22 protein-coding genes are annotated in these 24,106 nt (G+C 49.8%); 4 read left to right on the top strand and 18 right to left on the bottom strand.

All coding sequences use genetic code 11. The features are described from left to right. Positions 1-196: 196 nt before the first annotated feature. The 4 genes from AXX12_RS09535 to metG all read right to left on the bottom strand — a co-directional run bounded on the left by AXX12_RS09535 (position 197) and on the right by metG (position 4,673). On the bottom strand, positions 197-1,201 hold the full coding sequence (locus tag AXX12_RS09535) for a G5 domain-containing protein (protein ID WP_082816791.1): 1,005 nt from the start codon (positions 1,199-1,201) through the stop codon (positions 197-199). A 207-nt stretch (positions 1,202-1,408) separates the two neighbouring features. Beyond that, on the bottom strand, positions 1,409-1,582 hold the full coding sequence (locus AXX12_RS19325; RefSeq protein WP_156478623.1) for a hypothetical protein: 174 nt from the start codon (positions 1,580-1,582) through the stop codon (positions 1,409-1,411). Positions 1,583-1,831: 249 nt separating this feature from the next. Continuing rightward, a complete protein-coding gene (locus AXX12_RS09530; RefSeq protein ID WP_066241498.1) occupies positions 1,832-2,596 on the bottom strand; it encodes a TatD family hydrolase in 765 nt (254 codons plus the stop codon). Positions 2,597-2,714: 118 nt separating this feature from the next. Next, entirely contained in the window at positions 2,715-4,673 is a 1,959-nt protein-coding gene (gene metG, locus AXX12_RS09525; RefSeq protein ID WP_066241496.1) for a methionine--tRNA ligase, read from the bottom strand. 174 nt (positions 4,674-4,847) lie between these two features. On the opposite strand from metG, the gene AXX12_RS09520 reads away from it, so the two are divergent. After that, a complete protein-coding gene (locus AXX12_RS09520) occupies positions 4,848-5,096 on the top strand; it encodes an AbrB/MazE/SpoVT family DNA-binding domain-containing protein (protein WP_066241495.1) in 249 nt (82 codons plus the stop codon). A gap of 1 nt (position 5,097) precedes the next feature. On the opposite strand, the gene rsmI is transcribed toward AXX12_RS09520, so the two are convergent. From rsmI to AXX12_RS09505, 3 genes are all read right to left on the bottom strand, one after another. Continuing rightward, positions 5,098-5,946, bottom strand: a complete 849-nt coding sequence (gene rsmI, locus AXX12_RS09515) for a 16S rRNA (cytidine(1402)-2'-O)-methyltransferase (RefSeq protein ID WP_066241493.1) — start codon at positions 5,944-5,946, stop codon at positions 5,098-5,100. Between the two features lie 144 nt (positions 5,947-6,090). Beyond that, positions 6,091-6,858, bottom strand: coding sequence for a tRNA1(Val) (adenine(37)-N6)-methyltransferase (locus tag AXX12_RS09510; RefSeq protein ID WP_066241491.1), 768 nt, complete (start codon positions 6,856-6,858; stop codon positions 6,091-6,093). Continuing rightward, positions 6,855-7,664, bottom strand: a complete 810-nt coding sequence (locus AXX12_RS09505) for a PSP1 domain-containing protein (RefSeq protein WP_066241488.1) — start codon at positions 7,662-7,664, stop codon at positions 6,855-6,857. The genes AXX12_RS09510 and AXX12_RS09505 overlap by 4 nt, the downstream gene beginning before the upstream one ends. 62 nt (positions 7,665-7,726) lie before the next feature. Between AXX12_RS09505 and AXX12_RS09500 the strand changes: the two genes are divergently transcribed. Further along, on the top strand, positions 7,727-7,987 hold the full coding sequence (locus tag AXX12_RS09500) for a hypothetical protein (protein ID WP_066241485.1): 261 nt from the start codon (positions 7,727-7,729) through the stop codon (positions 7,985-7,987). Here AXX12_RS09500 and holB read toward each other — a convergent pair. The 7 genes from holB to AXX12_RS09465 form a co-directional block, all read right to left on the bottom strand. Then, a complete protein-coding gene (gene holB, locus AXX12_RS09495; protein ID WP_066241482.1) occupies positions 7,984-8,970 on the bottom strand; it encodes a DNA polymerase III subunit delta' in 987 nt (328 codons plus the stop codon). The two genes, AXX12_RS09500 and holB, sit on opposite strands and share 4 nt — an antisense overlap. 286 nt (positions 8,971-9,256) lie before the next feature. After that, entirely contained in the window at positions 9,257-9,703 is a 447-nt protein-coding gene (locus tag AXX12_RS09490; RefSeq protein WP_066241480.1) for a YaaR family protein, read from the bottom strand. Next, positions 9,700-10,329 (bottom strand): dTMP kinase, encoded by a 630-nt coding sequence (gene tmk / locus AXX12_RS09485; protein WP_066241476.1) that lies wholly within the window; start codon positions 10,327-10,329, stop codon positions 9,700-9,702. The genes AXX12_RS09490 and tmk overlap by 4 nt, the downstream gene beginning before the upstream one ends. Then, entirely contained in the window at positions 10,330-11,799 is a 1,470-nt protein-coding gene (locus AXX12_RS09480; RefSeq protein ID WP_074431349.1) for an aminotransferase class I/II-fold pyridoxal phosphate-dependent enzyme, read from the bottom strand. It abuts the gene before it with no gap. Positions 11,800-11,965: 166 nt separating this feature from the next. Further along, the gene (locus AXX12_RS09475) at positions 11,966-13,105 is read right to left on the bottom strand and encodes a sensor histidine kinase (protein WP_066241474.1); all 1,140 of its coding nucleotides are present in this window, start codon (positions 13,103-13,105) and stop codon (positions 11,966-11,968) included. Between the two features lie 46 nt (positions 13,106-13,151). Next, positions 13,152-14,207: a magnesium/cobalt transporter CorA gene (gene corA, locus AXX12_RS09470; protein WP_066241471.1), complete on the bottom strand. Its 1,056-nt coding sequence runs from the start codon at positions 14,205-14,207 to the stop codon at positions 13,152-13,154. A gap of 172 nt (positions 14,208-14,379) precedes the next feature. Next, positions 14,380-15,936, bottom strand: coding sequence for a DUF4127 family protein (locus AXX12_RS09465; RefSeq protein ID WP_066241469.1), 1,557 nt, complete (start codon positions 15,934-15,936; stop codon positions 14,380-14,382). A 138-nt stretch (positions 15,937-16,074) separates the two neighbouring features. Between AXX12_RS09465 and AXX12_RS09460 the strand changes: the two genes are divergently transcribed. Next, positions 16,075-17,352, top strand: coding sequence for a nickel pincer cofactor-dependent isomerase, group 22 (locus AXX12_RS09460; RefSeq protein ID WP_066241466.1), 1,278 nt, complete (start codon positions 16,075-16,077; stop codon positions 17,350-17,352). 181 nt (positions 17,353-17,533) lie between these two features. Continuing rightward, positions 17,534-19,075 carry a gluconokinase gene (locus tag AXX12_RS09455; RefSeq protein WP_066241465.1) on the top strand — a complete coding sequence of 514 codons (1,542 nt, stop codon included), beginning with the start codon at positions 17,534-17,536 and terminating at the stop codon, positions 19,073-19,075. A 140-nt stretch (positions 19,076-19,215) separates the two neighbouring features. On the opposite strand, the gene AXX12_RS09450 is transcribed toward AXX12_RS09455, so the two are convergent. From AXX12_RS09450 to cobA, 4 genes are all read right to left on the bottom strand, one after another. Further along, positions 19,216-19,890, bottom strand: a complete 675-nt coding sequence (locus AXX12_RS09450) for a 1-deoxy-D-xylulose-5-phosphate synthase N-terminal domain-containing protein (protein WP_066241462.1) — start codon at positions 19,888-19,890, stop codon at positions 19,216-19,218. 356 nt (positions 19,891-20,246) lie between these two features. After that, positions 20,247-21,578: a glutamate-1-semialdehyde 2,1-aminomutase gene (gene hemL / locus AXX12_RS09445; protein WP_066241457.1), complete on the bottom strand. Its 1,332-nt coding sequence runs from the start codon at positions 21,576-21,578 to the stop codon at positions 20,247-20,249. After that, the gene (gene hemB, locus AXX12_RS09440) at positions 21,575-22,561 is read right to left on the bottom strand and encodes a porphobilinogen synthase (protein ID WP_066241454.1); all 987 of its coding nucleotides are present in this window, start codon (positions 22,559-22,561) and stop codon (positions 21,575-21,577) included. Before hemB ends, hemL begins: the two co-directional genes overlap by 4 nt. Then, the gene (gene cobA / locus AXX12_RS09435; protein ID WP_066241451.1) at positions 22,561-24,102 is read right to left on the bottom strand and encodes a uroporphyrinogen-III C-methyltransferase; all 1,542 of its coding nucleotides are present in this window, start codon (positions 24,100-24,102) and stop codon (positions 22,561-22,563) included. The genes hemB and cobA overlap by 1 nt, the downstream gene beginning before the upstream one ends. Positions 24,103-24,106 lie beyond the last annotated feature (4 nt).

The raw sequence follows: 24,106 nt of genomic DNA, 5'->3' as shown, positions 1-24,106 counted from the left end.
ACGTTACCCACAGAATACGCAGAGTGCTCAGAGGATAGCCGCAGAGGGCTACGATGAGTTTTTTAATGAAATACTATCCATTCCCTCAGTGTACTCTACGCGCCCTCTGATTACTCTGCGGTTAACGTAACCTTGTTCCTTCTTTTTTCTCCCAGTAGGGAAAAGAGGCGAGCTTTCGCTTCGCCCCTTCTGTCCGCTAGTCAGCCAAGATATATACTTTGACCATTCTCCGGCCAAAGCTCCAGGCGTCGTTGGAATCCTCCATGCACAAATCTATGCGTTTGCCTTTGATGTCTCCACCTGTGTCAGCCGCAATCGCTACTCCATAGCCTGGGATAAAGACCCGAGAACCTAGAGGAATGACGCGGGGATCAACAGCAACCACGCCGTGCCGAGCTGGAATGCCACTGTAAGTGATCCCATGACCCTCGCCGTCTGATGGCAGATAGGCTGTAGCCTCCATTTGCATGGCATGGCGAAAACGAAGCGAGCCACGAGACGTAGCAACAGTGCTGCGGCTACCAGTACTGACCAGCGCAGACACTGCCGGCTGCAGAATTTCTTCTGATACGACTGCGGATGCTACGTGCTGACCATCTTCATAGCGCACACGGTATTTAACACGTTTCAGTCCGTTTTGTCCCTCTTGCTGAACCTGTTCGAGCCCAGACTCGAGCATTGGATCAGGCTGTCGAATAATCGGGTAAGCAATGACCTCTTCTTTTTCCTCGATAGTCTCCTTGACGGTGATTGCTCGAATGTCCATACCTGGAGAGATACGGGTTGCTTCCTCTGGCACAGATCGCAGCTCAGAGGGGGCATGATTTAGGCTTTGGATGACCTCGCCCACTGTTGGCTTTCCAGTAATTACCATGTTGCGTTGTCCCTGATATGTGATAAATACAGGGACAGCTCTAAATACCTCGATGGTGACGCCGTCGATCAAACTTGTGGCAGATAGTCGAAATTCATCCTTGTTATTAAGATGAATGCCTGCTTGATCGAGTACTTCTGCTGGATTAGAGTGAAATGTTGATACGGTACTTACTTTGCCATCTGCTACGATATGTACAATTTTTCTGGCATGAACGAATCCGGTCACTAACATTGCGACCAAAATTATCCCTGCCAGCAGAAGCGCATACTTTCGTTTCACCAATAGAGTTTGCATAGGTTGCAACATGGGACGAATCTGTTTCATAGACAGTTTCCTCCTTTTCTTGCGTGCGCTGAATTATATCATAAGAAAGTCAATAAAGTCAAATTTGACCGCCTGACTTTACCATTATTATCTATATTTCCCAATTCCCTATGCAAAATATACTACCGGAGAAATAACTGCCCAGTCGCATTCTGCAAAATGAAAACCAGTTGGTATAATTACCAACTGGTTTTCAAGGGCGCGCAGTTAATCGTCATCTTCACAGATTACGTCGCAGTCATCACATAAGCCATGTTCGCCGTCATCGCCTACGCATCCACAGTCTTCGGGATTTAAGTCGTCACAGGCAATGGGTTCCGGTTTTGCCGCTTGGTGATGTTTTTTCTTCTTTTTACCGAATAGCTTGCTGAAAAGACTCATTACATCAACCTCCCGCAGGATTTACTCTTTCGGAACAGCCGATTGATCTTTTCTATTCTATTCAGTTGTTGCTCCATGCGTGCGATGGAGTTTTGGCGAGATGAAAGATGAGAAATACGAGTACATTACCGCAGAGTGGACACAGGGGGTTCGGATAATCATTGCGTTTTATTTAAATTATAATGTTCAGTAATCCTCTGCGCTTCCTCTGCGTACTCTGCGGTAAAAAGCGCAGCTTAGTTTCCCCTTCTACTCCAGCCGAAATAGTCGTTTGGCGTTTTCGTAGGTGATAGCGCCAATTTCGTCCGGCTCCATGCCGCGCAGTGCAGCAAGTTCGGCTGCTACCATTTTGACATATAGCGGTTCATTACGCCGACCGCGATGCGGTGGCGGTGTGAGATAAGGGGAATCTGTCTCAATCAGAACTCGCTCAAGCGGCGCAACTGCAGCAATCTGCTTCAGTTTGACGGAGTTGGCGAAAGTCAGCGGTCCGGCAAACGAGATGTATAACCCTAGTGCTAGCAGTTCCTGCGCCATTTCCCAGCTACCGGAGAAACAATGGAAAACACCAGGTAGACCTTTCGCTTCACGTTTGATGAGTGTCATACAATCGCCGTGCGCTTCCCGGTCGTGAATGATAAAAGGGAGACCCGTCTGCCTAGCAACATCAAGCTGTCTGATGAAGACTTCTTGCTGCACCTCTTTAGGAGACAGATTGTAATGGTAGTCAAGACCAATCTCGCCAATTGCCAATACCTTCGGATTCAAAGCCCATTGAGCCAGTTTCGCGTAGTCTGCTTCAGTTGCCGCTTTGGCGTCATGCGGATGAATGCCGACAGCGGCAAAGACACCGGGATATTTCTCTGCAATCGCCAAACCGCGAGCTGATGACTTCATATCAGCCCCGGCGTTCAAAAAACCAGCCAAGCCGCCGTCTAAGGCTCTCTTTATCGTCTCGTCGCGGTCTGCGTCAAATCGTTCATCATCAATGTGTGCGTGAGAATCAAAGTACATAATATCCTCCAAAATCTTTAACAGAGAACCGAACCACAGAGTATGCTGAGTACGCTGAGGGCAACCGCAGAGGGTTATTAGGTCCGTATACCTCAACTGCGTGTGCTTGTGATTGGTCCTATTTCACCTTGCTGCCTGCAACCATATCAGGAGCAGTAACTAATGCTAGTTTCCCATCATCCGACGAGGCTGCTAGCACCATGCCGCGGGACTCGATGCCACGAATTTTAGCTGGTTTCAGATTGATGATCATAACTACTGTTTGGCCGACCAAGCTTTCCGGTTCGTAGTGTTTGGCAATGCCGGAGACGATGGTGCGCTGCTCACTACCCAGATCCACAGTTAACAGCAATAGTTTGTCTGCGCCCTTGACCTTTTCACAGGCAAGAACCTTAGCTACCCGCAAATCCATTTTTGCGAACTCATCAATTGTCACTTCCGGTTTCGCCTCAGCAGGCGCGGCAACAGCGGGCGAAGCGGCAGGTGTTTGCGCCGTCGCTTCCACTTTGGCTGGCACCTTTTCCTCAGCCGCTTCTTCCACTTTATCTTCGATGCGAGGGAAGATGGGTTCCGGCTTAGCTACGACAATACCGGCGACAAGTCCGCCCCAGGTTTGGGCGTCAGATAGTTTAGCCTGACTAAAATCAGCAGTTATGCCAAGCTGAGCCCAAATTTTCGGCGAGGTGTTCGGCATAAACGGTGAGATCAGCACTGCCACTATCCGCAGAGTTTCTGCGAGATTATAAAGCACTGTATCCAGACGATCCTTTTTCTCCGGATTCTTGGCTAGAGCCCAGGGAGCGGTTTCATCAATGTATTTGTTGCTGCGGGCAATCAGCGCCCAGACTTCTTTAATAGCCGCATTAATTTCAAGCTTCTCCATGGAAGCCTCATAAGCGGCAGCTGTATTGCGGGCCAGCTTGATCAATTCATCGTCAATTGCTTCCGATGCGCTGGCTGCAGGGATGACGCCGCCATTGAAGCGGCCAATCATATTCAGTGTCCGGTGCAGCAGGTTGCCGAGGTCATTGGCCAAGTCAGAATTAATCCGGTGAATAAGCGCATCGCGTGAGAAATTTCCATCAAGGCCTAGTGTGATTTCACGCAACAGGAAGTAGCGAATCGCATCTGCGCCAAACTCATCAATCAAGGCGACCGGTTCAATTACATTGCCTTTTGACTTCGACATTTTATCGCCTTCAATGACCAGCCAACCATGACCATACACCATTTTAGGCAATTCCATTCCCAGTGCCATCAACATAACCGGCCAGATGATGGAATGGAAACGGACAATTTCCTTACCAACCAAATGGATGTCAGCCGGCCAGTAGGTCGCAAACTTGTTGCGGTCATGCAAAAAGCCTGCAGCGGTAATGTAATTGACGAGAGCGTCAAACCAGACATAAACGACATGCTTGGTATCAAACGGTACTTTAATCCCCCATTCAAAGGTCGTACGGGAGACACATAGGTCTTCAAGACCGTTTTTAATAAAGTTAATCATTTCATTACGTCGGGAAACTGGTTGAATAAACTCTGGATTGGCTTCAATGTAGGCTAGCAGTTTCTCCTGATATTTTGACATCCGGAAGAAATAGCTTTCTTCCTGCACTAACTCTATCGCTCGTCCACAATCTGGGCACTTGCCGTCAACCAGTTGACGATCCAGCCAGAAAGTCTCACAAGGAATACAGTATGGGCCTTCATAGGCAGCTTTATAGATATCGCCTTGATCATAAATCTTTTGGAAAATGGTTTGAACTACTTCATGGTGACGAGTCTCTGTCGTGCGGATAAAATCATCATTAGAGATGCTTAGTTTTTGCCAGAGATTACGAAAACCGTCCACAATTTTATCAACAAATTGCTGCGGCGTCACACCAGCTTCTTGCGCCCTGCGCTGAATCTTCAGCCCGTGTTCATCCGAACCGGTAAGGAAAAATACATCATAACCAGCTAATCGTTTGTAGCGGGCGATCGCATCAGCAATTGTCGTGCAATATGCATGACCAATGTGCAAATTGTCGCTAGGATAATAAATTGGGGTTGTGATATAAAATGGCTTTTTCGACATAGAAGATCCTCCTTATTATTAAAAAACTAATTAGTTTTGTTCTGTCAAATAAAGTAATGATTTTACAAAAAAATACAACATTTCGGGAAGTATATTGACAAGTCTTGTAATAACTGGTATTATCAAGGTAAGACATTTTTGTCGAATTATGTAGTTGGGGGGAGAATTTATAAAATGAAATCAACTGGAATTGTACGTAAAGTGGACGAGCTTGGCCGGGTGGTCATCCCGATCGAACTACGTAGGACTTTAGACATCGAAGAAAAAGACGCTCTCGAGATATACGTGGACAGTGATAAAATCATTCTCCGTAAATACGAGCCAGCTTGCGTTTTCTGCGGCAACGCCGACGAAGTCGTCAACTACAAAAATAAAAACGTTTGCAAAGAATGCCTAAACGCAATGAGCTCCCGTACAGTCTAAACTACATATCCAGCACGGCGTTGTATACATCGCGCTTGGACAGGCCCCGCTCAGATGCCACCTTACGGATGGCATCTTTTTTATTCATGCCGCCTGTGATGAGTTCGGCTACCGCCTCAACCGGACTAGGCAGGTTCTGTTCCTTCACTGTGCCTGCTACGTTATCAGTCTGCCCGGCCACGATAATGGTACATTCACCGCGAGGATCATTTTTTGCAAAATGATCTTGCAAGCTAGCGAAGTCACCACGCACGAACTGTTCAAACTTTTTGGTCAGCTCTCTGCCGACAACTGCTTGTCGCTGGCCAAGGACCTGGGCCAATTCAGCCAGTGTCGCCTTCAGGTGATGCGGCGACTCATAGAAGATGAGTGTATGTTCATGTTCTACCAGCTTTAGGAATAACTCGCGCCGTTTCTTGGCCGTTTTCGGCGGAAACCCGATAAACGAAAAGGTGCGCGTGTCCAGTCCAGAGGCGACCAACGCACAAAGCGCGGCACTAGCGCCTGGTATAGGGACTACTGTGATACCAGCGGCAATGGACAGAGCGGCCAAATCGGCGCCTGGGTCAGAGATACCAGGCATGCCTGCATCACTAACGACAGCAATGGTTTCTCCGGCAAGCAGCCGCTCGACCAGCATCGGACCGATGCTGGCTTTATTATGTTCATGGTAGCTAACCAGTGGGGTATGTATATCAAAATGAGTAAGCAGCTTACGTGTATGGCGAGTATCTTCGGCGGCAATTACTGTCGCCTCGCGCAAAACCCGTACCGCCCGAAAAGTCATATCCTCAAGGTTGCCGATCGGCGTGCCACAGATATACAAAGTCCCTGCTTGAATTTGATTCATGTCATTCTCCTGGACGCAGATTTAGAGTGGTGGAGAGAACGTTCTACACAGAGTGCACAGAGGGTTGGCAGAGGACACAGAGGATTGCGTTATATAATAGACAGTACCTCTGCGGACCCTCTGTATACTCCGCGTACTCTGCGGTTAGCGTGCCCCGTCGTTCCCGTTATCTAGGTCGGCCTGGTAGTATTCTCTAATCTCCTGACTATATTCTCCCGGAGCAGAGTAGACAAAAAGCGGCGGCAAGACCTCAAGCCCGGGCCGCGCGCCTCTTATTCCTTCTACCAGTAAAAACTTCGGCTTCTTATCCGGATAAGGATAAACCAGCCGCAGACGCTTTGGTTCAAGACCTGCGTCAGTCATTGCCTTAAGAATTTCGGCCATTCGCTCAGGTAGATGGACAAGAGCGAAACGACCTCTATATTTGACCAAATAGCGGGCTGCAGCAATGACATCGGCGAGAGTAGCAGTCAACTCATGCCTGGCGGCAGCTACTGTGTCCTTTGGGTTAAGCAAGCCGTGTCCGGGAACACGGTAGGGAGGGTTCGCGACCACCAGCGGAAACTCACCTGAGGGTAGTATCTCCCGAATTAGCTTCAAATCATGACAAACAATGGAAACTGTTGATTCTAGCTGGTTTAACTTGACACTGCGTGCAGCCATGCCAGCCGACCGCGGGTTCAGTTCAATCCCGATCACTTGGGCACCCCGTGCGGCCAGCAACAAAGCGACAGCCCCTGTGCCTGTTCCGAGGTCAACAGCCTTGACGCCGGGGGCCACAGAGGCAAAATGAGCTAACAGGACAGCATCTAGCGTAAAGCAAAATTCCTCCGGAAGCTGAATGATCTGCAAGCCGCCAATTACCAGATCATCAATCCGTTCGCCGTGCGAAGTAAGCGGTGGCAGACTCACTCTTTTTCTACCAGCTCTTCCCACGGATAGCTTTTCGATTGACCGTCTGCAAAAACAACAGTTGCCGTTTTCTTCGACGGGTTCAGTGTATGTACCTTGCCATCGCCATCGATAGTAACAACATCGGCGCCAACGCGTGGCTGAGCCACCTTCTTACAGCAGGAACCGTTATAGCAATCACTCTCATATTTGAGACAGCACATCAGTCGGCCACAAATACCGGAAATTTTTGTTGGATTAAGCGAAAGATTTTGCTCCTTAGCCATGCGAATTGACACCGGCTCAAAGTCACCAAGAAATGTCGAGCAACACAGCGGACGCCCGCAACAACCAATTCCACCCATCATTTTGGCTTCATCACGAACGCCAATTTGCCGCAGTTCAATACGGGTACGGAATACACTGGCAAGGTCTTTCACCAAATCGCGAAAGTCGATACGCCCCTCAGCGGTAAAGTAGAAGATAATCTTATTGACGTCAAACGTATATTCCACATCAACCAAGTTCATCGGCAGATTATGAGTGATAATTTTCTGTTCGCAGACAGAGAAAGCCTCTTTTTCTTTTAAACTATTGTCTTTCACCTTGGTTTCATCCTGAACTGTTGCACGCCGGATAACGGGTTTAAGCGGTTGAATAATCTGCTCTTCCGACACCTGCCGTGGCCCGATAACAACAGTCCCGAACTCCATACCGCGGGCGGTTTCCACTATCACGTGATCCTCTACTTGCAATTGGACCTCACCCGGATCAAAATAATATATTTTCCCAGCTTGTTTAAATCGTACTCCAACAACGGTTTGCACCGAATCGCCTCCTTTTAGGTCTGCTCACCAGGCCGTTCAGAAATCCCTAGGTGTTGTTAACTATGAGACCGCTTATGAACTTGATGCCGAACAGCAGTACAGCATCACTAGGCAGCCTCGTTGACCCTGCAGCGACGCGTACTAAAGGGTACGCTAGCAATGGGTCGGCGTGGCATTGCGCAACTCTTGGCGCTTTAGCGCCCTTCACCGCTCTCGGCCGTCCATGGCCTTCGCGGTACCTGGACGTCCTGTCCAATGGAGTTGGCGGCATACCCCTTGCGGGTGCCAACGCAGATGGGGCTTTATCAACGGCCTGCATTTAAGAGACAGCATGGTATTCTCTTAGTCGCAATAACAACGTTTCGCAGAGCAGGCGGCTATTGGCGTTTCCTGTAAGCGCACGCGAATCTTCCATCAATGTTTTGAGCGCACGTCGGAGGCCTGCTTCACTCCAACCGCCAACTATTTCATTCAATTCATCTGACAAATCAATATTGAAAACTAGACTATCACAGCCGCAACGTAGCAAGAGCATGTCCCTCAGTAGAAAGATAAGTTGTTCTATCACTTCCGGCATGCTGTCTGCCTCACTACCTTCGAGACGAATCACTGCATTCCAGCCACTTAATGTGCGGATTTCCGGCAGCTGACGCAAAACAGCAAGCGCCTTATCCCTAGCGATAAGACCGCCCGGCTCGAGTAAAGCCATTGCCCTGCCGAGACGACCACCACTCAGACGGGCGGCCACATCGGCACCATCAGCTGAGTAGCCGGCTTTAACGAGCGCTACTTCAAGCGAATCTGCCGCCACGGGTGCTAAGCGAAATATCCGGCAGCGGGAAACGATGGTGTTCAGTAAACTGTGAACTGATTCGGCGGTTAAAATAAATAACAGACTTTGACTTGGCTCTTCAAGTATCTTTAACAAACTGTTCGCCGCAGGCAGTGTCAGCCTCTCTGCGTCCTCGATAATGACTGCCCGGCGGCCGCCCATTACCGGTGACAACGCCGCCGCACTCTGCAGGTCGCGCATTTGTTCAATTTTCAAATTCTCGCCATTCGACTCAAAGCGAACTAAATCAGGATGAGAGCTTGCGGTTATTTTGCGACAGGATGCACATACGCCGCACGGCTTGCCAGCATCCGCTTGACAAAGCATCGCCGCAGCCAGCGTATGCGCAATCAATCCTTTACCTATGCCTTTCGACCCCACGACTAATATGGCGTGCGGCACGCGGTCAGAATCAACCAACCGCCGCAGCATAGAAATAGCCTCTTGATGGCCAACAATGTCATTCCAAAACATCTGTCTTGCTCCTTGTGATAACGTACGTCTCTCGTACAAATCCGTTCCTCAAGCCGCTCAGAGGGCCTCTATCAGAACGGGTTTCAAAATACCCACCATAAAATAAAAGAGGCTGTTAGAAAATGTCCAGATGCTAGGCGCGACGAGGATTACGCTACGTTGTTACCTATGCGACGTAACAGCGATTGTAGCCACCTGGTTAGTTAGCATCACCGCGTACACGGGGTACGCAAGCAAGTAACCGCAGGAGGCTGAAGTAACGCAGATGGGCGTTTTATAACAGCCTCTACGAGTAAAGGTCGACCAACATACCCTTTATCCCATCCAACCTTGCAGCAATTGAGATCTGCCGTTCTTGGCCTTGACGAATGTCTTCAGTCAACGCGGCTAATTCGTGATCAATCTTCTTAATAGTGGTATACATTTTTTGGCGGCCATGTCGGTCCCAGCCTGCCTGAGAATCGACGGTATACATTTGGCTTACCGCCTCCCCCATAAACTTGGAGATCAGGGTACGGTAAGCCTTGAGCTCAGAGTAAGTTGGCGTCTGGCTAAGTCGCTGGCCTTGGGCTGTAATTTCATCCAAGAAAGCATCCAGCCTGCGCCGTGAAAGCTTGCCCTGTGATTGAGCCAAATCTACCATAAATTGCCCCTGGCCGGAACCGGTTCGAGAATTGGCTTCCGGTTCGTTGAAGGTCTGGGCGCCAGAAGGAGCAAAAGGATTAATCTTCATATCCGCCTCTCCTTCAGAAACTGTCTAACGACAGTAGCGATTGCTGCCTGCACGTCAGACTGTTCGCCAAGCGCGGGCACCACTTTTATCCGGGAATGTCGGGCCGCCAAGGCAAGAAAACCCTGTCGGACAGCCTCGTGGAATTTTACGTCTTCTTGCTCGATCCGATCACATTCTCCTCTGCCAGCCAAGCGAGATTGCAGTAAAGCAACTTCAGCATCTAGCAGAATCGTAAGATCAGGCATGACGCCCTTAACCGCAAATTCATTTAAGGCCTCGAGCTGGTTCTTATTTAGTGTTCGGGCCGCCCCTTGGTAAACGACCGTAGAATCGGTGTAGCGATCGGTGATCACGATCTCCCCCCTAGCCAGTGCCGGTGCGATAACCTGGGCGACATGCTGGGCCCGGGCTGCGGCATAGAGAAGCGCCTCGGTCTCGGCGCACATTTCACTGTTTGCCAGATCGAGGAGTAATGTGCGAATCTTATCACCCAGCGGCGTACCGCCAGGCTCGCGTGTCACCGTTACTTTATGGCCAGATGAGATAAGCAGGTCTGTTAATAACTGAACCTGGGTCGTTTTACCTGCTCCATCCAGTCCCTCAAAACTAATGAATAATCCCTGCATTTACTCCACCACTTTAATTGTTTCCAACGTATAATCTTCAGGTCCGGATATATGTAGCCCAGCTTCCTGCAATCGTCGACAATAATCCGCAACATCGCGGGATATCCGTTCTCCTGGGCACAGCAATGGAATCCCCGGCGGATAAAAAGTGACAATCTCGGCGCACACCTGGCCAACTGATTCCCGGAATGCGACTTTGCGAGTATTGCCAAAAAGGGCCTCACGCGGTGAAAGCACCTGTTCAGGTGTTAGCGGATAGCGCAGATCAATTTCCTGCACTGCCGCGAAATCGCGCGAACCGAAATGATTTGTCGCTAAATCACGTAACGAATCGACCAAATGTCGGACATCTTCCTCACTGTCGCCAATAGTGATTAAGAATAACAGATTAAACATATCTGACAGTTCAGCCTGGATATTGTATTTGGAGCGCAAAATACGTTCCGCCTCGGCGCCTTTGAAGCCGAGCCCCTTCACGGTAACAGTCAGCTTGGTCGGATCAAGAGCATATACTCCGGGCGCCGTTAACTTTTCCCTACCGAAACAGTAAAGGCCAGGAATGGTGTTAATCTCACGCCTTGTCCACTCTGCCAAGTTTATGGCTGTTTCAATGAGTTGCGAGCCTTCTGTTGCCATCTGCATGCGAGCCACATCAAGTGAAGCCAGCATAATATAATTGGGGCTGGTAGACTGCACCAATTGCAACATAGCCTTCAGTCGCGGAACATTGATGTAGCCATCTTGACAGTGAACCATCGAGCATTGAGTCATCGCGCCCAAAATTTTATGGGTGCTTTGGGCGCAAATATCAGCGCCTGCGTCAAGTGCCTGGATTGGCAGCCGAGAGCTGAATTTTAGATGCGGCCCATGGGCTTCGTCAACCACGACCGGTATGTTATAGCTATGAACAATGTCCACAATCTGTTTTAAGTCTGCAGCCACGCCATAGTAGGTGGGATTGATGATAACTACACCTTTAGCGTCTGGGTGGCACTGTAATGTGTCTGCCACCGTACTAGGAGTTACACCCATAGCAATCCCCAGTTCAATATCGACTTCTGGTTGCATGAATACAGGCATCGCGCCAGCGATAATGATACCGCCAATGATCGAACGGTGAACATTGCGAGGGACGAGGATCTTATCACCTGGTCCGGCTATGGCCAGAATCATGGCGTAAATACCGCCAGTAGTGCCGTTAACGACGAAATAGCTGTGGTCAGCGCCATATAATTCAGCAGCTAAGTCCTGAGCCGCTTTTATACAGCTATGCGGCTCGTGCAGATCGTCAAGCTCATGCATTAACGCCAAGTCGAGCGCTAATGTATCCGGCCCTAAGATTCCGGCTAGAGATGGATGCATGCCTTTGCCTTGCTTATGACCGGGGGTGTGAAACGGCCTTACCTGATCTTTTACATAATGCCTCATAGCTGCCAATAGTGGAGTATCATTTTGTTGAAACTGTGTCAAGCGTATCCTCCTCTTGAGATTCAAGCGTTTAATTCAAAACACTACACCTGTTTTCCCCAACAAAGAATACACCTAGTATGTCCTGGCAGTATATATTCAAGTCTTTCATTATTGTATCACAGGGTACAGAAGCGTACAACCAGAAACACCCAGTCAGCAAGCAGGGTCAAGACCGTTCCGGTAAGCTCACACGAATATATACCTTTGTTCCTTTGCCGAGCTGGGAGCTTATCTTAATTTCACCGCCGATTAGGTCAATACGCTCCTTCATTCCGGATAGGCCAAAATGATCAGAACCTGCCGAAACGGATGTATCAAAACCTTTGCCATCATCTTCAATTAACAGAGAAATGGCTTGCTGGCGAAAATCAATGCGAACACGCACAAAGCTTGCTTGGGCATGTTTTTCCACATTAGTCAGCGTTTCTTGCACGACCCGGAATAGCCCGATTTCAATGGCAGAATCAAACCGTTGTTCCTGACCACTAATACGCAAATCGCCAACAACACCCGTTCGCTCCCGCATAACATCTAAGAGACGTTTAATCGTAGGCGCCAAACCAAGATCGTCAAGCGTCATCGGTCTCAAGCCAAAGATCATCTTTCGGGTATCCTTAAGAACAGCCCGCACTTGTTCGCGTAAATCGCTCAGCTCAACTTTAGATCGCGCCAGATCAGAGTCCATTAAACGCTCACAAACTTCGGCACGAAACACAACATTTGCTAACGCCTGGGCAGGACCGTCATGGATATCGCGGGCAACCCGGCGACGTTCTTCTTCCTGGGCTTTGATAATCTTCACGCCAAATAGCTGGCGTTGTTGCAAACTCTCAATATGATTTAGCGCTGCACCCATTTGTTCACCGAGAAATCCGAGCGCCAGACCCACTTGTTCTGTGAGAGCTTCAGCCTTGTCCACCGTGTTTTTAAGCGAACGCAACCGCAGTTCCAAATCGTCACGCTGGCGCCGCAGGTTTGTTTCGCGTTCGCGGGCGACTTCCATCTCCACCCGAAAATTCTCCGCATCCTGGTAAGCGCTTTTCATGTCTTCTTCTGTATGCTGCTGAAAATTACGGTGAACCTCCACCAGGCGAATGCGGGCCCGCCGTTCACGTTTAGCCAGCTCATCAACATAAAAAATTATGTCTGCTGCTTCCTGTTTAACCCTCTCGACATCACGGCGAACATTCTCCATCTCGTTTCTTGCCGCTTCGCGAATGTCAAAAATCTGTGTTTTCGAGGCTTCGACTGCCTCAACCGCATTTTTAATAATTGTATCTAAGAATTTTACATCAAGTTGTTCCATTCCATCACCTTATTTCGAATTGGCTTTAGAATCTGATGGCTGGAGGCTAAATCCAGCGACGGCGACGGAAAAACCAGAGCATCAGGCAAGTCATGACGCCCAGTACGGATAAGACTACCGGATAACCCCACTCCCATTCAAGCTCTGGCATGTACTTAAAGTTCATTCCATATAAACCAACGACAAAAGTCAACGGCATGAACAAGGTGGATAGTATTGTGAGCATTTTAATGACTTCATTCATTTTGTTGCTCAGACTGGACAAATAAACATCCAAGAGGCCGGAGACCATCTCGCGATACATTTCGAGCGTCTCAATCACTTGAGCCGTGTGATCATATACATCACGCACATAAAGCAACGTGGATTCTCTAAATAGCGGCAATTGACCGCGTTCCAGCGCACCAATCAGCTCGCGCAATGGCCAGACTGCCTTGCGTAAAAATAGCATCTGGGTTTTCAGTTCGTGAATATTATGCAGAACGCTCGGTTGGGGATTGGCTACCACTTCCTGCTCAATCGTCTCAATAAATTCACCCATATGCTCAAGCACACCAAAGAAATGATCAACAACCATATCAATTAACGAATACGCCAGATAATCAGGGCCAAACTTGCGCATTCTACCTTTGGCATTAAGCAAACGCTCAACCACTGGTTTGAACAGATCAGAATGCTCATCTTGAAAAGAAAGCACATAGTCGCCCCCTAGCACAATGCTAACCTGCTCGCTGACTAGGCAACCGTCCACCATGGTGTGTGACATAAGCACAAAGAAGCTATATTCACCATAGTCCTCTAACTTCGGCCTCTGACCTGGCGTCAAAATATCCTCTAGCACCAGCGGATGCAAGCCAAATGCCTCACCAATAACTTCAATCGTCGGAACATGGTAAGTTCCCTTGACATGCAGCCAAGTGATTCCTGTCCGTTCCCGAAAGGTTGACAATTCGCCGGGTGAGATTTTCCTCTCCGCTACCTGTTCAGCATCATAGGAAATTACCGTTAACTCGGGAACGGTCTCTCGGGAAAGACCAGTATGCAAAAGCGTCCCTGGCGGCAGACCAATCTTCTTCGCGAGACTGGTTTTATGTCTAGGCATTAGCCTCACCTCTGCGTCTACCTCAAGTACAATGTATTTCGCGTTTTATTCGCTAATTCCCTTTTTCTCGCACTAATCGAGTCAATGTATATTTTTACGATTTCTTTTGGATTCAACCAAGACAACTCTACCAGCTTCGTTCCAGCGTTCAGATGCCCTAGGCTCACTTATATCAACGCCCTGGAAGCACGATTTGGACTTCGAACATTCGATCCCAGGGATGCCTCGCCTCAAACTCAGGCACGGCAAACGCGCCGAACCTTTCGGCAGCAAACTGCTTTAATTTTACTGTTGTCTCTGCTTCGACCAGAGATCGACCTGATCCCAAATGGACCTCATCGATTCCCCTGGCAGCAATGAAGTCACGTTTTACTTCTTGCCTAACGTTTGCTTGATAAGCCCAGTCATCCAGCAATCGTAGTCCGACCATATTTTGTCTGTCAGATTGGGGCATCTCTTTTGCCAGCAAGCCTTGCGCAATAGCAAAACCAATGCTATTACTGGCTGTATTCCAGCCAGAATACGCCGCTAACCGCCTAGGAATGTCCTGGGCAGCCATTTCTGCCATCAGCGAATTATCAGCGCCGTTGCCAAAAGCAATATCGGCAACAGCGACTGGGGTTGATTGAAGCTGTTTGTTGATAGTGGCAACAAACTCAACAGTTTCGGGCCGTTTAGCGCGAATATTAACCGGACTGGCAGCTTCAAGCGTCACCCCATTTGTTGGCGTATTAACCGCCAACACCATATCTGCCCGTTCCGGTGAGAAAATCAAGTACGCACCAGTGGCAGACACATGATTTAACACACTAATAAACACCGACTCGCCCTGATAGGACGGAATAGTATCTTTTCCTATCCCTGGCGCATAGATTGCCGCGACAAAAGGCCGGTAACCTTTAAGAAGATTGACAGCACGCGTAAGCAGGATCATCCCCAGTTGATCCGCTCCAGGAAAGGTGGCAAACGTTGCACCATACAGTTCAGGTTCAGCTTGCAATAGTCCGCGCAACTCCTGCCGCGTGCGGGAATAACGGTCATTGTCATCTAGTCCCAGAACAAAATAGGAGAATACTTTTTCACGAGTTAACGTCAATAACTGGGAATTGATGTTATAATTGATCTGACGGCGTGTTAACCAGTCCAGCATGGCTGGCTCCGGTATAGCGGTAAATAGGCTTGCCATTTCTGATTGTTCATCCTTGGTTAGCGACTGCTGCTCGCTCTTGTCTTGCAAAGCAGAATAGCGAAAAATCTGTTCACCATACTCTTCAAAATAGGCCGGATCCATACCGCCGGCTGATAGCCTCGGAGTACGCATTACAGTAGAAAAAACATAAATTTGCAGATTGGGATTCGCCTTACGTAGTTTGCGGAAATTGGCTGCTCGCTTTTCTAGCACTGCCTGTGGTAGATGATGGATACGGGATGGCACCAATCCACCATACAACAGAGAATCCGCCGACAAAACCAGTGCATCAGCCGTCTGCGCACGAGATTCCAGCCAATCCCAAAGCCGCTCGGGATCACCGTAACGACCGCGCCCTGCCAGCAATTCATCAGGCGGAACGATGGTATTCATACCGACCGCCTTCATTGCAGCTAATGGATCACTAAGACTAACTGGGCGATTATCGATCGGAATGTAAACAATGTCGGCGGCGTACGCACTTACCTGACTGATAAATAGCAGTACAAATGTTATGACGGTAACTGCATATTTCGCCATAATAACTTCTCCTTATACAATTATGTCTGATTCTGTCGGTTAGACAGATCTGTTATATAAATTCCCGTCGGCACAAGGTATTTCCTGCAAAAAAGCGAATACTACAAAGTATAAGAATTTGGAAATTGAGGTGAGATGATGGATATTCTCAAGGAACTTCTCACAGGGATTCCCATTCCCCGGATGGTCCGCGTGCGTCAAACCTTTGCCGCGACTCGTATCAGCGATGTAGCTACCGCCTTGCGCGACGAGCTAAATCACTCTGGTGTTCTGTCCCGGATTAAGCCCGGTATGTCCATCGCCGTCGCGGTAGGTAGCCGCGGCGTCGCAGAAATTCCCACCTTAACCCGGGTCACTGTCGACGCGATAAAAGCTCAAGGCGGCCAGCCGTTTATCGTCCCAGCGATGGGCAGTCATGGTGGGGCAACCGCCCAAGGACAACTTGATGTCTTAGCAAATCTCGGAGTTACTGAGGCAAGTGCTGGTTGTCCGATCCGTTCATCGATGGAAGTTGTCGAAATCGGACGGTTAGAAAACGGATTGCCTGTGTATATCGACAAGCACGCTCATGGGGCAGACGGCATTGTCGTCATCAACCGAGTTAAGCCGCATACAGCGTTTCGCGGCGTTTCGGAAAGCGGATTAGTCAAAATGGTCACCATCGGACTGGGCAAGCAAAAAGGAGCCGAATCCTGCCATGCCTATAGCTTCCGGTACATGGGCGAGCATTTACTGGCCATGGCGGCACACTCTCTCTCCCGCATGCCAATTTTATTCGGCGTGGGGACAGTTGAAAACGCCTACGACCAAGTCGCAAAAATTGTCGCCGTGCCAGCAGAGAATATTCTTGCTGTTGACCGCGAATTGCTCGTTGAGGCTAAAGCAAACATGCCGAAAATTCTCTTTCCCCAGTTTGACGCCCTGATCATCGACCAGATCGGTAAAGATATTTCCGGCGACGGCATGGACCCCAACGTGACTGGCCGCTATCCCACCCCATACGCCAGCGGTGGTCCGGAAATAGCCAAAATGGTTGTGCTTGATCTGACCGAAAAATCACATGGCAATGCTAACGGCATGGGTACAGCCGATTTTACCACCCGCAAACTAATCAATAAGGTCAACTTCCCGATGACCTATGCCAATGGATTAACCTCTACCGTGGTTGGCCCAACTCATATGCCCACCGTACTCGAAAGCGACTATGACGCAATCCGGGCAACGATTAAAACCTGCAACGCTCGCGATCTTAAACAGGCTAGAGTTGTTCGCATAAAAAACACGTTACAACTTGGCGATATTATGATCTCTGAGCCACTGCTGGAACAAGCCAAAACTACGTCAGGCATAACGATCACCGGGGAGCCGGAGGAACTGACATTCGACGGTGAGGGTAATTTGATAACCAAACTTTGAGATTCATGGAGCGTTAACCGCGGAGTATACGGGGGTTCGCAGAGTACCCAGAGGATTACTTACGTTTAATTTTAAGATACGTAACCCTCTGCGCACCCTCGGCGTACTCTGCGTACTCTGCGTACTCTGCGGTCAAGCGTACCTCCTGTCATTTTTACTTTCCTGATAAGAGGGGGACCCTATGCAAAGAACCGCAGTTATTGGCGTAGATATTGGCACGACTGGTTGCCGGGCCGTTATTTATCTGCCAAATGGGCAATCTCTGGCAAACTTCTCTGCAGAATATCGTCTGTTTACACCGCACGCCGGCTGGGCCGAGCAGCAGCCTGCAGATATTTGGCAAGCATTCATCACAGTAGTCCGTAGTGCGGTGCAGCAGTCTGGCTTACCGCCACAGGCCATTGCCGGGATGTGCTTTAGTGTTGCCTTTCATTCATTTCTGGCGGTTGACGCAGCCGGCGAACCGCTATGTCCGGTTTTGACTTGGGCGGATAGCCGTAGTCAGCCTTATACAGAGAAACTAAAGACGACCATCGATGGAAAAGCATTATACCATCGAACCGGTTGTCCGCTTCACCCGATGTATCCGCTATCTAAGGCAGTCTGGCTTAGACAAGAGCGTCCAGAAGCATTTCGCCGTGCCGCAAAGTTCATTTCTATTAAAGAATATGTTATCAAACGCCTGACTGGGCAGTTTGCAGTTGACCGTTCCATCGCTTCGGGAACTGGTCTCTATAACTTCGAGACTCTTGCCTGGGATCAGGAAGCTCTGGCTGTCGTCGGTATCACCGCTGATCATCTCTCAACTGTATATCCGACTAGCCATGTCCTTGAAGGCATCCTACCCAGTGTCGCCGGAGAATTAGGGCTGGATTCATCAATTGCGGTCGTTCTCGGCGCTGGCGATGGCGCAATGGCCAATCTCGGTTCCGGGGTTGTGCGCCCAGGACAACTAACCGCTACTGTGGGTACCAGCGGTGCAGTGCGTATGCTGATCAAGCAACCGCAGACCGACCCCCAAAGACGGACTTGGTGCTATAACCTAAATGAAGAATACTGGATGGCCGGAGCGGCAATCAATAATGGCGGCATTAGCTTGCGCTGGGTCCGCGACCAAGTGGCTGCAGACGTCAAACAACAAGCCGCCGCCTGCGGGCGCGACCCCTATGACCTGTTGACCGAGGCTGCCGCCAACGTAGCCCCCGGTGCAGAAGGTCTCTTATTACTGCCGCTGTTTAGCGGTGAGCGTGCACCTTATTGGAACGCTGACGCTCGCGCTGTATTATTTGGAGTCGGTTTGAATCATGAAACTCGCCACATCGTCAGAGCTGCGCTTGAAGGAGTTATGTTTCGCATGTACAGCATCTTCAGCGCGCTCAAGGACGTTGCCGGTCAAGCCAGCGAGATTCGTGTGAGTGGCAGCTTCACACGTTCACCACTATGGCTGACAATCATGGCTGATATTTTTGGCCGTGAGATCCTGGCGCCGGGCGAACCCGAAGGTGCAGCCTTCGGCGCCAGCGCCTTCGGCATGGTCGCCCTGGGATTGTTAAAAGACCTGGAGGCGATCGGCCAACTAACCTCCATACGCGAAATTTACCGCCCCGATCTGACTAATCACGCAACATACCGGGAGCTATACGATATCTACTTGCGGGTCTACTGGAATTTACAAAAAGAATTTCATGACATCGCCGCAATACAGCGCAGACCAAAATCATAGTACTGTGAACACTAGCGGCACTAGCTATACACGAACGACACTAAAGTCCATAGCGGCGCTCGTGTCGTCTCGTGACGCTAGTGTTTCGTTTCTTTCCTAGCCTAAAGACAGCCCGCCAAATCGGCGGGCTGTCTTGGCGTTTATGCAAATTGTCGCGTGTCGTCTGTATTGGCGTTTTTGCCAGACCAGCAGACTCGTTTAATTTTAAATGTGGCGCTGTTGTCTTTAGACGTATTGGCGATGATACATTTTGGCTGTGATGTTTCTACCGAATACGCAGCCATCAGTTGTTCGATGTCGTGACCGTTGAGCTCAATCACATAGAAACCGAAGGACTCCATCTTTAGCGGGATGCTGCCCAGTTCCCTAAATTCATCATGGTGATCAATGATGACAGTTAGATTGCTGAGTTTGTGCCGAGAGGCGGACATCATGGCTTCCCAATACTGTGCCTCCTGCATTTCGCTATCGCCGACCACGGCGAAAACTCGTTGGTTTGTTCCTTGCAGATGACTCTCCAGCGCTAAGCCGACAGCAGCGGCAGCTCCTTGCTCGAGCGAGCTAGAAGCAAAGACTGGCAGGAAAAGCCCTCTGTGCGCTAGGACTGCGTCAAAGATGCACGCGCAGTGGCCCTTGCTAAGGACGAAGCGATCCCGGTCGACTTGATCAACCGATTCATTTTTCATCGCTTGCAGGTAGAGAGTGGAAAAAATCTCCACACAGGATAGCGATCCCGGATGAGCAGCCTGAGACTGGGCCAAAGCGATATCAGCCCGAACTTGTTGGCACACATCTTTCATCTCTTCCAATGTCATGATGAGGGTTCCTCCTTTTCGCAAAATCGAGCTGCAATGAAGACTGACAAGTTCATCGTTTCGAGTATGATTAGCGTTTCGTGTCAGACAGCTTACATTAAATACTGTAGTTTAATTCTGACAATTTTGCAACTAAAATTTACTTAATAATGAAAAAATTTCACAGACAAAAGAAAGACCGCTGATGCGGTCTCTTTCAGGGACGAAAAAACGTATAGCGCAAAGATCGGTTAAAGCGAATCGAAGAGCGCAAAGGGATTTTAATTTTCAATACCCGCCTTGCGACGCTTGCGCGCTTTGCGGGCTTCGCGCTAACGTACCTCTATAAAAATGTAAACTCGTTTTTCATTTTCCACCTAGCACCGCATATCTGCCAGTTTCGCGAACGCCTTGGCGCTGGCGGCGATGGTTTGTTGGATATCTGCTTCGCTGTGGGCGGCAGACATGAAACCAGCTTCAAACTGGGACGGGGCCAGATAGATTCCCTGTTCTAACATGCTGTGGAAGAAGATATTGAAGGCTGTACTATCAGATAGTTTAGCGCTGTCATAGTCTATGACTGGTTGATCGGAGAAGAACAGTCCAAACATCGCACCGAGGTGGTGGCACTGCAGGTTAAAGCCGGCTTTTTCCGCTTGATCGCGAATGCCGGTAGTCAGGCTTTCTGTCTTATTAGCAAGCGTAGGATAGAAGTCCGGGTCTTCGGCAATAATTCGTAAGGTTGTAATCCCGGCGGTCATTGCCAACGGATTACCGCTGAGCGTACCTGCCTGATAGACTGGACCGGCGGGAGAGATTTGCTCCATGATCTCGCGCCGACCGCCATAGGCACCCACCGGCAAGCCACCGCCAATCACTTTTCCCAAACAAGTTAGGTCAGGCTGGATATTAAACAGCGCCTGCGCACCGCCCAAGGCTACCCGGAAACCGGACATCACTTCATCAAAAATGAGCAGTGCGCCATAACGGGCAGTCAATTCGCGTACTTGCTGCAAATAGCCTGGTTGCGGCAAAACCATGCCCATATTGCCAGGCACTGGCTCGATAATGACGGCAGCGATGTCCTCGCCCTGCCGGGCAAAAACTTCCTGCAACTGTTCGAAATGATTAAAGGCCACTGTAATAGTGGTACTGGCGATACTATCAGGAACGCCCGGACTATCTGGCAGGCCGAAGGTAGCCACTCCTGAGCCGGCCTTGACTAGCAGACTATCATGGTGTCCATGATAGCAGCCGACAAATTTGACAATCTTATTGCGCTTAGTATATGCTCTCGCCAGACGCAGAGCACTCATGGTCGCTTCAGTGCCTGAGTTTACCATGCGAACCAGTTCCATGGACGGAACCAGACGATTCACCAGTTTAGCCAGTTCTGTTTCGAGCAGAGTTGGTGCCCCATAACTGACGCCGCGTTCAACGGCGGCAAGCAACGCCCGGTTAACTTCTGGATGGCTATGGCCAAGAATCATCGGTCCCCATGATAACACATAATCAATATATTCATTACCATCAATATCAAACAGCCTATTGCCTGCTGCACGGGCAATAAATGGCGGTGTGCCGCCAACCCCGCGAAACGAACGGACCGGACTGTTGACACCGCCAGGGATATAACATTTTGCCTCAGCGAAGGCATTAGCCGATTTGTTCAGCTTCGCACTTACGGTCTGCTCTGCTGCTGTATTCATGCTTTATTACACTCCCTCAGCCAGCGAGCTGCATCCAGAGCGTGATACGTAATAATCATATCCGCGCCAGCGCGCTTCATGCTAGTCAAAAGCTCAAGCACTGTCCTTTTCTCATCAATCCAGCCATTCGCCGCAGCCGCCTTGACCATCGCATACTCACCACTGACATTGTAGCAGGCGACCGGTAATGAGAAATTATCTTTGACCTGACGGATGATGTCAAGATAGGCGAGCGCTGGTTTGACCATAATGATATCCGCACCTTCAGCGATATCTAACGCCACTTCACGCAATGCCTCCCGCGCATTAGCCGGGTCCATCTGATAGGTACGGCGGTCGCCAAACTGTGGCGCAGAATCCACCGCATCGCGGAAGGGGCCGTAGAAAGCAGAAGCGTATTTTGCTGCATAAGACATGATACCCACATGGGAAAATCCTCTTTCGTCCAGGGCGCTTCGGATCGCCGCCACTCGTCCGTCCATCATATCTGAAGGCGCGACCATATCTGCGCCGGCGAACGCATGGCTGACCGCCGTGCAGGAAAGCAGGTCAAGACTGGAGTCGTTATCCACCTTACCGTTTTCCACCATGCCGCAATGGCCGTGACTGGTATACTGACAGAGACAAACATCGGTTATTACTACCAGCTCGGGCAATGCCTGTTTAATTAGTGAAACCGCCTGTTGCACCGGGCTGTTGCTGTCCCAGGCGCTCGATCCCTGCTCATCTTTGTATTCTGGTAGTCCAAACACCAGCACAGCCGGGATGCCTAAATCATATGCCTCTTTCGCCGCTATAACCGCCTGATCAGGTGATAGGTGATAAGTTCCCGGCATGACGGAAATCTCTTCTTTAACATTTTGTCCTGGCACGATAAATAGCGGATATATAAAGTCTGCTGGATCAAGCACTGTCTCGCGCACCATGGCGCGAATGCCTGCAGAAGCGCGCAACCGCCGGGGACGTATACGCAAAGTATCCATCAAACAATTCCCTCCTGATAGTATTGACTAATCGCCTCAACCAAGCCAGCGACCGTAAATTCCTCGGCAATGATGTCACGGCGAATAGCGTTATCGCGGCAGGTAGTGGCTGTTACCGGGCCGATACAGGCAACAGTGGCAGAGTTCAAGAGCTCTGCGCCACCTTCACCTAACAGTGTTAGTAGATTGATTACCGTGGAAGAACTGGTAAAGGTAACTAAATCAATCTCACCGCGGCTGAGAAGTTTCTGGACTCGCTCGCGGTCTGCTTCGCCGGTAACGGTACGATAGGCTGGGACCACGTCTACTGCGGCCCCCAAGTCTTGCAATTTTTCTGGCAGAATATCGCGTGCAATCAGCGCCCGTGGAATTAATATCCTCATGCCTGGTTTGACTAACGGAGCAATCGCCTGCAATATACCCTCAGCCCTAAATTCAACGGGGATCAAATCAGCATATACCCCATGTTCCTTTAGCCTAGCAGCAGTCGCCGCACCAATCGCTGCCACCTTAACCCCATTAAGGGCGCGGGCGTCAAGCTGTTGCAAGTGCAAGCGGTTAAAGAACGCATCCACGCCGTTGACACTCGTGAGAATCAGCCATTGGTATTCGCCGATATGACTGATACTATGGTCAAGCGGTTCGTAGCTTTCTGGCGGCACGACTTTAATGGCAGGCGCCTCATAACAGCGAGCCCCTAGCGACTCCAGACGCTCGGTAAGGATGCTGGCTTGTTCACGGGCGCGAGTAACCAGCAAAGTCTTGCCAAATAGTGGTTTAGTATCAAACCAGGCCAGTTTTTCCCGCAGGGCAGCTACCTCGCCCACGAGAAAAATGGCTGGCGGTGTAATCTGTTGTTTTGCCGCTTCTTCGGCCGCAGACTCAAGGGTAGTCAACCAAACCTGCTGTTCCGGCTTAGTTCCCCAGCGAATGATGGCAGCAGGTGTGGCAGGATTGCGGCCATGCTCGATGAGTTTAGCGCAGATAGTGGGCAGGTTCTCTACTCCCATCAGAAACACTAGCGTATCCGGCCCTTCTGCCAGACCTTCCCATCGGATGCTGGAATCCGGCTTAGTCGGGTCCTCATGGCCGGTTACCACGGCAAACGAAGTCGCTATACCGCGATGGGTGACCGGTATACCCGCATAGGCGGCAGCGGCGATTGCCGAAGTAACGCCTGGGACAATCTCAAAGGCTATTCCGTTCTCGAGTAACGCCAAAGCTTCTTCGCCACCTCGACCAAAGACAAAGGGATCGCCCCCCTTCAGCCTTACAACGGCTTTCCCTGCTTTGGCGCGGTCGATCAGAACCTGATTAATCTCCTCTTGCTTCATGGTATGATCATTAGATGACTTGCCAACATAAATTAGTTCGACATCTGGCCGGGCATATTCCAGCAGTCGCTCATCAGCCAAACGATCATAGACAATCGTCTCCGCCAGTTTGACCCGTTCCAAACCCTTTACGGTGATCAGTTTAAAGTCGCCCGGACCTGCGCCGACCAAGTAAACAATACCTGATCCGGTTAATTTTCCTGTCATGGCT

The sequence above is a fragment of the Anaerosporomusa subterranea genome (assembly GCF_001611555.1).
GTDB lineage: Bacteria > Bacillota > Negativicutes > Sporomusales > Acetonemataceae > Anaerosporomusa > Anaerosporomusa subterranea.
Note: the sequence above shows the minus strand (reverse complement) of the source record. Positions and strands in the feature narration are given on the sequence as shown.